General features: G+C 73.1%; 12 protein-coding genes. 11 read left to right on the forward strand and 1 reads right to left on the reverse strand.

Annotated elements, in window-relative coordinates; genetic code table 11:
* Nucleotide 1 precedes the first annotated feature (1 nt).
* The 3 genes from ASG70_RS04520 (at nucleotide 2) to meaB (ending at nucleotide 2,933) form a co-directional block, all read left to right on the forward strand.
* Complete coding sequence (locus ASG70_RS04520) at nucleotides 2-601, forward strand: pilus assembly protein TadG-related protein (protein WP_156399824.1); 600 nt, start codon at nucleotides 2-4, stop codon at nucleotides 599-601.
* Nucleotides 602-765: 164 nt separating this feature from the next.
* The gene (locus ASG70_RS04525; RefSeq protein ID WP_056882626.1) at nucleotides 766-1,968 is read left to right on the forward strand and encodes an acetyl-CoA C-acetyltransferase; all 1,203 of its coding nucleotides are present in this window, start codon (nucleotides 766-768) and stop codon (nucleotides 1,966-1,968) included.
* 2 nt (nucleotides 1,969-1,970) lie between these two features.
* A complete protein-coding gene (gene meaB, locus ASG70_RS04530; RefSeq protein WP_056882627.1) occupies nucleotides 1,971-2,933 on the forward strand; it encodes a methylmalonyl Co-A mutase-associated GTPase MeaB in 963 nt (320 codons plus the stop codon).
* Nucleotides 2,934-3,063: 130 nt separating this feature from the next.
* Here the strand turns inward: meaB and ASG70_RS04535 are convergent, their stop codons facing one another.
* A complete protein-coding gene (locus ASG70_RS04535) occupies nucleotides 3,064-3,525 on the reverse strand; it encodes an oxidoreductase (RefSeq protein ID WP_056882628.1) in 462 nt (153 codons plus the stop codon).
* 88 nt (nucleotides 3,526-3,613) lie between these two features.
* Between ASG70_RS04535 and ASG70_RS04540 the strand changes: the two genes are divergently transcribed.
* From ASG70_RS04540 to ASG70_RS04575, 8 genes are all read left to right on the forward strand, one after another.
* Nucleotides 3,614-5,170 carry a serine/threonine-protein kinase gene (locus ASG70_RS04540; protein ID WP_056882629.1) on the forward strand — a complete coding sequence of 519 codons (1,557 nt, stop codon included), beginning with the start codon at nucleotides 3,614-3,616 and terminating at the stop codon, nucleotides 5,168-5,170.
* Nucleotides 5,167-6,885 (forward strand): FAD-dependent oxidoreductase, encoded by a 1,719-nt coding sequence (locus tag ASG70_RS04545; RefSeq protein WP_056882630.1) that lies wholly within the window; start codon nucleotides 5,167-5,169, stop codon nucleotides 6,883-6,885. Before ASG70_RS04540 ends, ASG70_RS04545 begins: the two co-directional genes overlap by 4 nt.
* Nucleotides 6,882-7,169, forward strand: coding sequence for a GNAT family N-acetyltransferase (locus ASG70_RS04550; protein WP_056882631.1), 288 nt, complete (start codon nucleotides 6,882-6,884; stop codon nucleotides 7,167-7,169). Before ASG70_RS04545 ends, ASG70_RS04550 begins: the two co-directional genes overlap by 4 nt.
* Before the next feature lie 48 nt (nucleotides 7,170-7,217).
* Complete coding sequence (locus ASG70_RS04555; RefSeq protein ID WP_056882632.1) at nucleotides 7,218-8,303, forward strand: GNAT family N-acetyltransferase; 1,086 nt, start codon at nucleotides 7,218-7,220, stop codon at nucleotides 8,301-8,303.
* A 36-nt stretch (nucleotides 8,304-8,339) separates the two neighbouring features.
* Complete coding sequence (locus ASG70_RS04560; protein ID WP_056882633.1) at nucleotides 8,340-8,645, forward strand: thiamine-binding protein; 306 nt, start codon at nucleotides 8,340-8,342, stop codon at nucleotides 8,643-8,645.
* Between the two features lie 151 nt (nucleotides 8,646-8,796).
* Nucleotides 8,797-11,889, forward strand: coding sequence for an FtsX-like permease family protein (locus ASG70_RS04565; protein ID WP_056882634.1), 3,093 nt, complete (start codon nucleotides 8,797-8,799; stop codon nucleotides 11,887-11,889).
* On the forward strand, nucleotides 11,886-12,785 hold the full coding sequence (locus ASG70_RS04570) for an ABC transporter ATP-binding protein (protein ID WP_235531334.1): 900 nt from the start codon (nucleotides 11,886-11,888) through the stop codon (nucleotides 12,783-12,785). Before ASG70_RS04565 ends, ASG70_RS04570 begins: the two co-directional genes overlap by 4 nt.
* Nucleotides 12,778-13,494, forward strand: a complete 717-nt coding sequence (locus tag ASG70_RS04575; RefSeq protein WP_082590086.1) for an ABC transporter ATP-binding protein — start codon at nucleotides 12,778-12,780, stop codon at nucleotides 13,492-13,494. The genes ASG70_RS04570 and ASG70_RS04575 overlap by 8 nt, the downstream gene beginning before the upstream one ends.
* Nucleotide 13,495 lies beyond the last annotated feature (1 nt).

The following is a 13,495-nucleotide window of genomic DNA, read 5'->3' on the forward strand; positions in this document are numbered from 1 at the left end:
CATGGGGCGTAGGGCGCAGCCGGCCGGCGCCCTCCAGCCCAGCGCCTGGCGCGTCACGAGCCGGGCGCCGAGGGCCGTGGGTGCAGTCCGGGTCCGGCGCGGCGTGGTGCGCGGCGTGGGGCGTGTGGCGGCACGCGGCGTGGAGCGTCGCCGGGCGGGGGAGGAGGCAGGGCAGGTGAGCATCCTCATCCTCGGGTTCGCCGTGGTGGCGATGCTGCTCATCGTCGGGACCATGGCGGTGACGTCGGCCCAGCTGTCCCGGATGCGGCTGCTGGACGCCGCCGACGGTGCGGCGCTCGACGCCGCCGACTCCCTCGATGTGGCCGCCTACCGCAACGGGCTCGGGACGTCCGTGGCCGTCAGCGACGACACGGTCGTGCGAACCGCGACGGCCTACCTGCAGGACCGTCCCCTGCCGGTCGGCATGCTGGGCTGGGAGGTCGCCGCGGGGAGCGGCAGCCCCGACGGGGAGACCGCCGTCGTCCGGCTTCAGGGCGAGGCCGAGCTGCCCTGGGTCGGCCCACTCCTGGATGCGCTGGGTGGATCGGTGACGATCACCGTGGAGTCCCGGGCGCGCTCGGACCTGCAGCCAGTCCCTTGAGGGCACGGAGCTCCCTTGAGGGCACGGAGCGAGCACCCATGGGGCGCGCCCATACGGCGGCACTCCCGGGTGTGGGCAGGGCCACCCGACCAGGCCGTCTCGCACGCGGCGAGCCGGACTAGAGTGGCGGTCGAACCACACCAATGGCGCTGGAGGCTTGAACCATGTCCGACCGTCCTGTTTCCGTCATCGTCGCGGGCGCGCGTACCCCCATGGGCCGCCTCCTGGGGTCGCTCAAGGGCTTCTCCGGCGCAGACCTCGGCGCCGTCGCCATCAAGGGCGCGCTCGACAAGTCCGGCGTCTCCGCCGAGCAGGTCGACTACGTGATCATGGGCCAGGTGCTGCAGGCCGGTGCGGGCCAGATCCCCGCCCGCCAGGCAGCCGCGAAGGCCGGCATCCCGATGAACGTCCCGGCGCTGACGATCAACAAGGTCTGCCTCTCCGGCATCAACGCCATCGCCATGGCCGACCAGCTGATCCGCGCGGGTGAGGTCGACGTCGTCGTCGCCGGTGGGCAGGAGTCGATGACCAACGCGCCGCACCTGCTCGAGAAGTCCCGTGAGGGCTACAAGTACGGCGACGTGACGATGCGCGACCACATGGCCTTCGACGGCCTGTGGGACGCCTTGACCGACCAGGCGATGGGGCTGCTGACCGAGCAGGCCAACACCGGTGACCAGCAGTTCACGCGCGAGCAGCAGGACGAGTTCTCCGCACGCAGCCACCAGCTGGCCGCCCGTGCCTGGAAGGACGGCCTCTTCGACGACGAGGTCGTGCCGGTCTCCATCCCGCAGCGCAAGGGCGACCCGATCGAGTTCAAGACCGACGAGGGCATCCGCGCCGACACCACCACCGACTCGCTCGCCAAGCTGCGCCCGGCGTTCTCCAAGGACGGCACCATCACCGCCGGTTCCGCCAGCCAGATCAGCGACGGCGCCGCCGCGGTCGTTGTCATGAGCAAGGCGAAGGCCGAGGAGCTCGGCCTCACCTGGCTCGCCGAGATCGGCGCACACGGCATGGTCGCCGGCCCCGACTCGACGCTCCAGCAGCAGCCGGCCCGCGCCATCGCGAAGGCCTGCGAGCGCGAGGGCATCTCGGCTGCCGACCTCGACCTCGTGGAGATCAACGAGGCGTTCGCCGCCGTCGGCCTGGCCTCCGCCAAGGAGCTCGGCATCGACGTCGACAAGGTCAACGTCAACGGGGGCGCCATCGCGCTCGGCCACCCGATCGGCATGTCCGGTGCCCGCATCGCCCTGCACCTCGCGCTCGAGCTGAAGCGGCGCGGCGGCGGCGTCGGCGCGGCCGCGCTCTGTGGCGGTGGCGGCCAGGGTGACGCGCTCATCGTGCGCGTGCCGAAGACCGCCTGACCTTGGCTCCCCGCACCGTCGACGTCCCTGCCCTGGTCGAGTCGGCCAGGGCAGGCTCGCCTCGCGCCGTCGCCCGCCTGATCAGCCTCGTCGAGGACGCCCACCCCGCTCTCCGCGAGGTCATGGCGGCGTTGGCCCCGCACAGCGGCACCGCGCACATCATCGGCATCACCGGCAGCCCCGGCGTGGGCAAGTCCACCTCGACCAATGCCCTCGTCGCAGCGTTCCGCGCTCGAGGTCAGCGGGTCGGGGTCCTCGCGGTGGACCCGTCGTCGCCGTTCTCCGGAGGCGCCCTTCTCGGCGACCGCGTCCGGATGCAGGACCACGCGCTCGACCCCGAGGTCTACATCCGCTCCATGGCCAGCCGTGGCCACCTCGGCGGCCTCTCGTGGACCACGCCTCAGGCGCTACGCGTCCTCGACGCCGCCGGCTGCGACGTGGTCCTCATCGAGACCGTCGGTGTCGGGCAGTCCGAGGTCGAGGTCGCGGGTCTTGCCGACACGACCATCGTCCTGCTCGCGCCCGGCATGGGTGACGGCATCCAGGCGGCCAAGGCGGGCATCCTCGAGATCGGTGACGTCTTCGTCGTCAACAAGGCTGACCGCGAGGGCGCCGACGCCACGGTCCGCGACATCCGCCACATGATCTCCCTCGGCGACCGCACCGAGCCTCACCTGTGGCGACCGCCCGTCGTCAAGACCGTCGCCCAGCAGGGGCAGGGCATCGACGAGGTCATGGAGGCGCTGGACAAGCACGTCGCCTGGATGGAGGAGACCGGCACCTTGCGCGAGCGCCGGGTCCGCCGGGCCGGCGACGAGATCGAGTCGATCGCCCTGCAGCAGCTGCGCGCGAAGATGGGCGACCTGAGGCACGGCAACGGTGTGGACGAGCTGGCCGCGCAGGTCGTGGACGGCTCCACGGACCCGTATGCCGCCGCCGACCAGGTCGTCGCCGCCCTCGGCTGACCCCCACTCTTGCCGCCGAACGCTGGTCTTTGAGCGGTTGACCCGGTCCTGACCGGTCAACCGCTCAAACACTCGCGGGAGGGCGGGGGACTCGGGGGAGGGCGGGGAGGGTGCGCCGGTATGGCTCCGTTCAGGCGCGGACGAGGCCGTCCCAGTCCCAGCGCGGCATACCCAGCCCCTCGGGCACCGTGGAGCCCTCCGGGTTGAGGGTGTCCATGTCGGCCACCGACCACTCCATGTAGGCGCGCATCGCCGCGCGGAACTCCGGGTCGTCCGGCAGGTCTGCGTCGTCGAGGGCAGCGACGAAGCACTCGACGAAGATCTGGCCGAGCTCGACCATGCCCTCGCCGTGGCCGGCGTGCAGCCGCAGCATCGACGACTGGTCGCCGCCGCAGCCCACGGAGTAGCGCGGCGGGCCGCCGAGCACCTCGGCCCAGTAGAGCCCGAGGCGGTCGATGTGCTCGGGGTGCTGGCCGGGGTGGGAGAAGGGGTGGCTGAGCAGCGGGTCGGCCAGGCAGCGAACGTGGTGAGCACGGGCCAGGGCGAGGAAGGCGGGCGCCCCGCCGGCGAACTCGTACAGGCTCGACCGCACCTTCGAAGCGTGGCACGGGGCCGTGCTGGAGTGTCAACCCCCGCCTGCACGTCATAGGGTGAGGCGCGACCCGAAGGAAAGGATCGCCGTGCAGCCCCAGGTCATCGCCGGACGTTACGAGGTGGTGCGTTCCATCGGCAGTGGTGGGATGGGCACCGTCTGGCTGTGCCGGGACACCGTCCTCGGGCGCGAGGTCGCAGTCAAGCGCGTGGGCGCCATGCCAGGGGACCCGGCGACCGTGGCCCGGGCGATGCGCGAGGCGCGGATCGCGGCGTCGCTCAACGACGCGAACACCGTCGGCGTCTACGACATCGTCGACGAGGACGACGCCCACTGGCTGGTCATGGAGTACGTCGAGGGGCGGAGCCTGGCGGAGACGATCCGTGACATCGGGGCGCTGCCGCCGACCCGCGTGGCCGCCATCGGCAGCGCCATCGCCCGTGCCCTGGCCCGCGCCCACGACCGCGGCATCGTCCACCGCGACATCAAGCCCGGCAACATCCTCATGGACACCACCGGCACGCCGAAGATCAGCGACTTCGGCATCGCCCGCGCCACCACCGACGACCAGCTCACGCAGACAGGGTTCATGACCGGCACCCCGGGCTACCTGTCGCCCGAGCTCGCCCGCGGCGGCGACCCGACCTCGGCCTCCGACGTCTGGGCGCTCGGCGCCACCCTCTACTACGCGGTCGAGGGCCACCCGCCCTACGAGAGCCAGGCCAACCCGCTCGCCACCTTGCAGGCCATCGCCTCGGGGCAGGCCCGCCCCATGGAGAAGGCCGGCCCGCTGGGCGGCGCGATCGCCGCGATGATGGACCCCGACCCGACCCGCCGCTGGGACATGGAGACGACGTCCGAGAGGCTCGGCCGCATCGCCCGGGGCGACGCCACCATGCCGCTGCCCGCGGGCGTCGTCCTCGGCGCCGGTGCGATGGGGGCCGCGGCCACCGAGGTCATCCCCGAGCCGGTCGAGACGACCCAGCGCATGGAGACGGCACCCGTGCCGCCGGTCGTGCCCCCGGCCGGCCCGAGGCCCGGTCAGGGCGGTCGCGACGACGACCGCCGACGCCGCTCACCCCTCGTGCCGATCCTCGTCGGGCTCGCGGTGCTCGGGGTGGCTGCGCTCGCGTACGTCCTGTTCGGCAACCCCGGCGGGAACACCGGGGGCAACGACGCGCAGACCCCGCCGGTGACCACCACGGCTCCCGCCGTCACCAAGACCAGTTCCAGCCCCAGCTCGTCGTCGTCCAGCTCGTCGACCACCTCGTCGTCGTCCAGCACCACCTCGACCACCACGACATCGACGACGAAGTCCGCTGCTCCCGACAATGCGGGGCTGGAGAAGTTCATCAAGACCTACTACGCCGACGTGACTAAGGCAGACAAGCGTGACGCCACCTGGGCCGAGCTGACCCCGGCGATGCAGCAGTCGGCGGGCGGCCGTGACGGCTACGAGAGTTTCTGGTCGACCATCAAGTCGGTGAAGGTGGGGCAGACGCAGGCAGACGCCTCGGTGGGCACGGTCATCACCGAGCTCACCTTCAAGCCCGCCGACGGCAAGGACATCAAGGAGGTCCACCGCCTCACGGTCGAGAAGAGCGGCGACTCCTGGCAGATCAGCGCGGACTCCAAGGTCGGATGAGCACCGCGCCGGCCGCCGGGACCCAGGGCGCATCACCGCGGGTGCGGCCGGCGCTGGTCCTGGTCGTCGCCCCTGAGTACGTCCCCACGGTCGACAGTGAGTTCGGCCGCTATGCCCGCGACTACGAGATCCGTTGTGCCGACAGCGCCTCCGGCGCGCGCGAGGTGGTCGACGACGCGGTGGCGCAAGGGCAGCCGGTCGCGCTGCTCGGCGTGGGCTGGACAGTGCCGGGGGTGGGCGCGGGTCTCGAGCTCATGGACGAGCTGCATGCGCGACTGCCCACCGCGCGGCGCATCTGCCTGACCACCCGCGGCGACTACGGCCTGTCGCTGCCCAAGCTGCGCGAGGCGCTGGGGCAGGGGCGCATCGACACCTACCTGCTCATCCCGCAGGGACCCCGCGACGAGGAGTTCCACACCGCAGTCACCGAGTACCTGTCCGACTGGGGCTGGACCGCTTCCACCCCAGAGGTCGCCGGCGTGCAGATCGTCGACCACGTGGGTTCGGCCGAGGTCTCGCGGATCCGCGACTTCCTGGACCGCATGGGCATCCCGCACCGCGTCCACCGGCCCGACAGCGAGGAGGGCCGCAGCATCATCAGCGGGCTGCCGTCGGTGCAGGGCGGCGCCGCGCCCGCCTTCCCGGTCGTGGTGTCGGCCATGGCGGGCAGCGCCGTGCTCGAGGGCGCGACCGCCCGTCAGGTCGCCCGGCTCGTCTACGGCTCACCGCAGCTCGTCGACTCCGACGACGTCGTCGACCTCGTCGTCGTGGGCAGCGGCCCGACGGGGCTCGCGGCGGCCGTCTACGGCGCGTCCGAGGGGCTCGACACGGTCGTCGTCGAGGAGGACGCCGTGGGTGGGCAGGCCGGCACCAGCTCGATGATCCGCAACTACCTGGGCTTCCCGCGCGGCATCTCCGGCATGCGCCTCGCGCAGCGGGCGCGGTTCCAGGCGACCCGGTTCGGGGCACGCATCTACACCGGCCTCGGCGCGCGGGCGATCACGCCTGCCACGACAGCGGGGGAGACGCACACGCTCCACACCGAGGGCGGGCCGCTGCTGGCGCGGGCCGTGCTCGTCGCGACCGGGGTGCAGTACCGCCGCCTCGGCATCGAGCCGCTCGAGGAGCTGGTGGGCCTCGGTGTCTACTACGGCGCCGCGACGAGCGCCGCGCGCGAGATGGAGGGGCGCGACGCGTTCGTCGTCGGTGGCGGCAACTCCGCCGGCCAGGCGGCCGTCCACCTGGCCCGGTACGCCGCGAGCGTCACCTTGCTCGTGCGCCGTCCCGACCTCGCCTCGACGATGTCCGACTACCTCGTTCGCGAGATCGCCTCCACCCCGCGCATCACGGTGCGCACGTCCACGGTGGTCACCTCGGGCGGTGGCGACGGCCACCTGGAGTGGCTGGAGGTCACCGGCCCCGAGGGGGTCGCCCGGGGGGAGGCCGGCGGGTTGTTCCTCCTGCTCGGCGCCGACCCCTGCGCCGACTGGCTGCCCGACGCCGTGCTGCGGGACGAGCACGGGTTCGTCTACACCGGGCGCGAGGTGCCGATGGAGAAATGGGTCGAGGGCCGCCCGCTCGCTGCCCTCGAGACCACCGTCCCGGGGATCTTCGCGGCCGGGGACGTGCGCGCCGGCTCGATGAAGCGCGTCGCCTCGGCCAGCGGCGAGGGAGCCGCCACCGTGGCGCTGGTGCACGCGCACCTGAACCGATGAACCGCGCCGAGACGACCCGGCTCGTCCTGGCGCACGCGTTCGAGACGCTGGGGCTGCGCCGGGTCTCTTTGGAGGCGCACGACTTCAACCCGCGTGCCCGCCGCACCTACGACAAGGTCGGTTTCGTCCAGGAAGGGGTACGGCGTGACGCCCTCCGCTTCGACGGCGGGTGGTCGACTCGGTGCTCATGGCCGTCCTGGAGGACGAGTGGCGGCAGCACCGCGGCCACGCTCGGCCCTCCGGCCACCCCCCAGCGCTCCGACCAGTCCGCAGAGGTGCGCTGACCCGAAAACCCGTTGTGGCGCAATACCGCACGGGCTGACACTCGAGTCATGACCGCACCCAGCGCGCCCCGCACCGCCACGGGCACCACCACCGCGCCAGGCACTCCCGCCGCGGGCAGTGGTGACGTCGTGGTGCGCACGCTCGCGGTGCACGACGACGCCGAGGTGGCGGCCGCCCATGTCGCGGTGACCGCGTCACGCAACTTCCAGCGGCCGTGGGCCAAGCGTCTGTCGCTGCGCGAGCTCACCGTCGACCTGCGCGACGAGAGCACCGTCGAGCGGCTGGAGCCGTGGGTGGCCCTCGTCGACGGTGAGGTGGCCGGCCTTGCGCTGCAGTGGTTCCCGCTGCTCGACAACACGCGCTTCTGCTGGGTCGAGGTGGACGTCCACCCGCGGCTGCGAGGGCGTGGAGCCGGCAGCGCACTCGTCGAGCGCGTCGTCGACCGGACCCGCGAGGAGGGGCGCACGACCGTCCTGGCCGAGACGCACGTGCCGGACGGCGCCCGCGTCGACCACCCCCACGTGAGGTTCGCCGAGCGGCACGGCTTCACCTACGCCAACACCGAGATCCGACGGATCCTCGACCTCCCGGTCGACCCCGCCAGACTCGAGCAGCTGGCCGCCACGGCGGCGACCGGGCACGGTTCCTACCGGGTCGAGTCCTACGTCGGTCGGCTCCCGGAGGAGCTCGTGGCGTCCTACTGCGACTGCTCCAACCAGCTGGCCGTCGACGCGCCCACCGGGGACGTCGACTTCGAGGAGGAGTCGCTCAGCCCCGAAACCTACGCGGAGAACCTCGACCGCATGACCCGCCAGGGCCGCGCCATGGTGCACACCGTCGCGTTGGCCCCGTCGGGCGAGGTCGTGGCCTACAACGACCTCGTGGTCAGCGCGGACGACCCGCACGACGTCTCGCAGTGGGGCACGCTCGTGCGTCGCGAGCACCGTGGCCGCCGGCTCGGCATGGCGGTGAAGGTGCGCGGCCTGCAGGAGCTCGCCCGCGTGGCACCGGCGGCGCAACGGGTGCAGACCTGCAACGCCGAGCAGAACGACCAGATGGTCGGGATCAACGTCGAGCTCGGCTTCCGCCGGGTCGAGGCCCTGCTGGCCTACCAGCGCCACGTCGAGGGCTGAGCGCGTCACTGGCCGGACGCGGCATACGGTGGGCTCATGCTCGTTGCCTTCTCCGTCTCCCCGTCCACCTCCGACCCCGACGGCTCGGTGGGTGCCGCCGTCGCCGACGCCGTCGCCGTGGTGCGCGCCTCCGGGCTGCCCCACCGCACCGACTCGATGTTCACGACCATCGAGGGGGAGTGGGACGAGTGCATGGCCGTGGTGAAGGGAGCGGTCGACGCCGTGGCCGCCCACGGGCCGCGCGTGAGCCTCGTCCTCAAGGCGGACATCCGCGACGGCCGCACCGGCGAGCTCACCGCCAAGCTCGACCGCCTGGAGGCGGCCATCGACGCCCGCAGCTGACGCCCCACGCCCGCAGGACGTGCGGCCCCGGCGCGTGGCGGCCGTAGATCGTTGCCGGAATGTAGCCCTCGGACGGACGCCTTGGCCCTAGGGTCGGCCGGGAGGTGCTCGGGGGAGCCGGGCCACGGCATGCGCAGGAGGAGACCGGGTCATGTGGGCCGCGATCAGGTACCGCCGGGCCCAGGCTCTCGTGCTCGTCCTCCTCGCCACCCTGGTCACCGCGTGTGCGACGTTCGCGCCTCTCTACGAGCGGGCCCTCGAGCAGTCGCTGCTCCGCAAGGCGATCGACGGTGCCCCGGTCGCGGACACGGCCCTCGTGGTCCGCGGCGGACGCACGGCCGCGGACCCGCTGCGTCGCTCGGGCTCCCTCGGGACGGCGGTCCCCGGCGAGGTGCGGGCCCTGTACTCCGCCCCGGTCGGGCAGATGCTCGACGTCATCGAGATCGCCCCGAGGACCGGCCTCAAGTCGTCTCCCGGCCGTCTGGTGGCGCGCACCGACGTCTGCCGGCACCTGACCCTGACCTCCGGCACGTGCCCGTCCCGGGAGGGTCAGGTGCTGGTCAGCGCCAAGGACCAGGCGGTGTGGGGCTGGCGCATCGGGCAGGAGTTCCAGACCACCATCCCGAAGGCCAACGGGCAGGTCTACCCGAGGCCGCCGGACACGGTGGCGACGCTGACCGTCGTGGGCGCGTACGAGGTGAAGCCGGACCCCGCGTACTGGTTGCGCACCCAGCTCGACGGGAAGTCGGGCACCCTCATCGCCGTCGGCACCGAGCAGGTGCCCGGCATCGACGACTTCGTGACGACGGAGCAGACCTTCGACAAGCGGTGGGAGCAGGTGCAGTCGTCCCTCACCTTCCCGCTGCGCCGCGAGCTGCTCTCGGTCGACAACCTCGACCAGGTGACGTCGGTGCTCGGGAGCCGGGCGAACGGCTCGGCCCAGAGCGGGGTGCTCGTGGAGAGCGAGCTGCCGCTGGTCATCACCTCGGTCACCGGCGGCCAGAAGCAGCTGCGCGTGATCGTGCCCCTGCTCATGGCCCAGCTCGCGCTGCTGGCTGCGGCCATCCTGCTCCTGGTGGCCCAGGCGGCGGTCGAGCAGCGGCGTCCCGAGGCGGCCCTCGCGCGCCTGCGGGGTCGCAGCCGTGAGGGCGCGGGGCGCCTGGTCATGGGTGAGCTGGGTATGACGGTGGCGCTCGGACTGCCCCTCGGCTTCGGCCTCGCGGTGGGTCTGTCCGAGGTCGTGCGTCGGACCCTGCTGGCCCCCGGCGTCCCCTTCGAGGTGCCGCCCCTCGCGCTGGTGGGGCTGGGTGCGGCAGCGGTCGTCTGCGCCCTCGCGATCGTCCTGGCCGTCCGGCCCCTGCAGCGCCAGGCGATCTCGTCGCTGCTGAGACGGGTGGCCCCGACGAGGGCGGTCACCTTCGGTGTCGTCGACATCCTGGCAGTGGCCCTGGCCGCCTTCGGCCTGGTGGGCCTGGCGACCAAGACCCTCACCGGGCCCCTTGCCCTGCTGACCCCGACCCTGGTGGCCCTCGCCGGAGGCCTCGTCGTCTCCAGGCTCGCGGTCCCCGTCGCCCGGACCGCAGGGCGCGCCAGCCTCTCGCGCGGTCGGATCGGGCCGGCGCTCACGGCGTTCGGGCTGCAGCGACGACCGGCGATGCGCAAGGTCGTCACGGTGGTCAGCGTCGCGGTCGCCCTCACCGTCTTCGCGGGCAACGCCGTCGTGGTCGCCGACCGCAACTGGACGGCGCGGGCCCAGCTGCAGACCGGCGCCCCGCTGGTCCTCGGCACCGACAGCCGCAACCCGAGCGCCCTGGCCGTGGCCGTCAAGCGCATCGACCCCTCTGGCGACCGCGCGACGCCCGTCGCCGTCATCAAGCAGGTGGCGGCCGGGTCGACACCGACCATCGCCGTCGACGCGCAGCACTTCCCCTCGATCGCCTACACCCCGGCCGGCGAGGTCCTGCGCACCAGCGCCCTGCGGCCCCCGCCGGTGGACACCGTCGTCCTCAAGGGCGAGCGCCTCACCGGACGGGCCACCTGGCACGTCACGGCCGAGAGCAACATCCTCTACCCGGGCTCGACCGGTCAGGCCTCCGACCTCGCGCCGGTCGAGGTGCGTTTCTCGGTCACCGGCCCCGACGGCACGCCACTCGTGCGGCAGGTGACGACCATCCCGGCGAACGGCTCAGGCTCGGCGAACATCTCGACCCCGCTGCTGTGCCCCTCCGGCTGCCGGCTCAACGGCATCGACTTCCGGCCGACCGACCCGGCCACCAAGCTCGTCTCCGCCACGGTGGACGTCACCGGGCTCGGTGTCGACGGCCGCTCGCTGGGCATCGCCGACACCTCGCGGTGGAACGCCTTCGTCCCGCTCTCCAAGGACAGCACCGACGTCCTGAGGATGACCAACCCGAAGCCGGACACGATGCGGTTCGACGTGCGCACCAGCGGGGTGGCTGTCGGGCTGACGTACGGCGACGTGCCCACCCAGGTGCCGGGCCTGCTCACCGGCGCCGTGCCGCCCGGGGGTACGGCGGAGGGCTTCACCGCCGTCGGGATCAACGGCGTCCCGCTCGCGGTCAGCAGCGCCCAGCGCCCTGCCGCCCTGCCCGTCGTCGGCGCCCGGGGCGTCATGCTGGACTACTCGACCCTGCAGCGGCTCGGTGGCACCCTCGCGCCGGGCGGCACGCTGTCGGTGTGGTTGCGCGACCCCGGACAGGCCGACGTGGTCCGCAAGGGACTCGCGGACGCCGGTATCGCCGTGCTGCGCACCGACCGCTTCACCACGGCCAAGGACCTGCTCGCCACCTCGGGCTCCGGGTGGGGGGTGCGGCTCGCGCTGTTCACCGGGGTCATGTCCATCCTGCTGGCGGCCCTGGTGGTCATCGTCATGACCGTGACGGGGTGGCGCGTCGTGGCCCGCGACCTCGCCGCCCTCCACATGTCGGGCGTCCGGCTGCCGCTGCTGAGGCGGGCCCTGGTGCGTGAGCAGCTGCTGCTCGTGGTGGTGGGCACCGTCGTCGGCGTGCTGTGTGGTGCGGTCTCGGCCCTGGTGGCCATGCCGCTGCTGCCGCTGTTCGACGATCCCTCGGCCCCGGTGCCCGCGCTGGAGATCACCCCCTCCGTCCCCGCGGTGCTGCTGGCCACGCTCGCGGCGCTGCTGGTGCTCGTGCCGGTGGGCGCGATGGCAGCCCTCGGCTCGGGACGACGGATCGCCCTCCGACGCATCAGGGAGTCGCTGTGAGCACTGGCACCACCGTGGAGCGCAGCACGACCTCGGGTCGCGGAGCCGAGGGCGTCAGGGGGCTCGGCGTCAGCACCCGCGGGCTCGTGCACATCTACCGCGCCGACGGGCACGACGTGGCCGCGCTCTCGGGTGTCGACCTCGTCGTCGCGCCGGGCGAGGTGGTCGGCCTGCTCGGCCCCTCCGGCGCCGGGAAGTCGACGCTGCTGACGCTGTTCGGCGGCTTGATGCGGCCGAGCGCCGGGCGCGTCCGCGTGGGGGAGCACGAGCTGTCGACCATGAGCGAGCCCGAGCTCGACCGCTTCCGCGCGGCCGACGTGGGCATCATCCTGCAGGGCGCCGCCCGCAACCTGCTGCCCTACCTCACCGCCCGGCAGAACGTCGAGTTCGCCCAGCGCTCCGCCGTCAAGGCCGGGCGGGACGTGCCGTCCCCGGGGGAGGTGCTCGAGCTCGTCGGGCTCGACCACGCCGCCACCGCGCCCCTGGACTCCCTGCCGCCGGGACAGCTGCAGCTCGCCGCGCTCGCGGTGTCGCTGGCCAGCCGGCCGGGGCTGCTGCTCGGCGACGAGCCCACCAGCCAGCTGCACCACACCTCCCGCGACGTCGTGCTCGACGCCCTGCACCGCGTCAACGCCGAGTGGGGTACCACCATCGTCGTCGTCACCCACGACCCCGACGTCGCCGCGAGGCTCCCGCGCACCGTCACCATTCGTGACGGCCGAGTGGGTGGCGAGGGTCGGGCGGGCGAGGAGTACGCCGTGGTGTCGGCGGACGGCTCGCTTCCGCTGCCCGCCGCCGTGGTCGAGGCGTTCCCCCCAGGGACGCTCGTCCGTGTGCACCACGAGGACGGGGTGTGGTCCCTGGTCCGCGAACAGGGAGGGACCAGCAATGGCTGAGCGCGACACGCGTCTCGCAGACCCGGTGCGCGGCACCGACGAGGACGTGGAGTCGCCGCCGCTGAGGCTCACCGGCGTGGGTGTGCGGTACGGGTCGACGACCGCCGTCGTGTCGGCCGACCTCGAGGCCTACGCGGGGGAGTTCATCGCCGTCACCGGCCACAGCGGGGCGGGGAAGTCCTCGCTGCTGTGGGCGATCGGGGGAGCGGTGGAGGCCGACGGCGTCGTCGAGCTCGGCGACGACCGCGTGACCGACCGGGCGCAGGCCGCCCGCCTCGGCATCGAGGTCATCCCGCAGGGCAGCGCCCTCGCGGTGCTGTTGTCCGCGCACGAGAACGTCGCCCTGCCGCTGCTCGCCCGTGGCATACCCGCCGAGCAGGCCCGTCGGCGCGCGGACGCGGCGCTCGCCTCCGTGGGTCTGGCCGAGTCCGGCAGCCACCTCGCCGAGGAGCTCAGCGGCGGCCAGCAGCAGCGGGTCGCGGTCGCGCGCGGGCTCGCCCTGCGTGGCCGGGTGCTCCTGGCCGACGAACCCACGTCCGAGCTCGACCACGACAACCGCGAGCGGGTGCTGGCGCTGCTGCGGGCCGAGTCCGACCGGGGGGCGATCGTCGTGATGGCGACCCACGACCCGGAGGCAGCCGCCCAGGCCGACGGCGAGATCCGTCTCGATGACGGACAGGTCGAGACGGTGCGCGTGCCCCGCAGCTAGC

It is taken from the genome of Phycicoccus sp. Soil748, assembly GCF_001428025.1.
Lineage (GTDB): Bacteria > Actinomycetota > Actinomycetes > Actinomycetales > Dermatophilaceae > Pedococcus.

Coding starts and splice junctions, on each gene's coding strand:
- ASG70_RS04520 (WP_156399824.1), top strand. CDS start 2: ATGGGGCGTAGGGCGCAGCCGGCCGGCGCCCTCCAGCCCAGCGCCTGG.
- ASG70_RS04525 (WP_056882626.1), top strand. CDS start 766: ATGTCCGACCGTCCTGTTTCCGTCATCGTCGCGGGCGCGCGTACCCCC.
- ASG70_RS04545 (WP_056882630.1), top strand. CDS start 5,167: ATGAGCACCGCGCCGGCCGCCGGGACCCAGGGCGCATCACCGCGGGTG.
- ASG70_RS04550 (WP_056882631.1), top strand. CDS start 6,882: ATGAACCGCGCCGAGACGACCCGGCTCGTCCTGGCGCACGCGTTCGAG.
- ASG70_RS04555 (WP_056882632.1), top strand. CDS start 7,218: ATGACCGCACCCAGCGCGCCCCGCACCGCCACGGGCACCACCACCGCG.
- ASG70_RS04560 (WP_056882633.1), top strand. CDS start 8,340: ATGCTCGTTGCCTTCTCCGTCTCCCCGTCCACCTCCGACCCCGACGGC.
- ASG70_RS04565 (WP_056882634.1), top strand. CDS start 8,797: ATGTGGGCCGCGATCAGGTACCGCCGGGCCCAGGCTCTCGTGCTCGTC.
- ASG70_RS04575 (WP_082590086.1), top strand. CDS start 12,778: ATGGCTGAGCGCGACACGCGTCTCGCAGACCCGGTGCGCGGCACCGAC.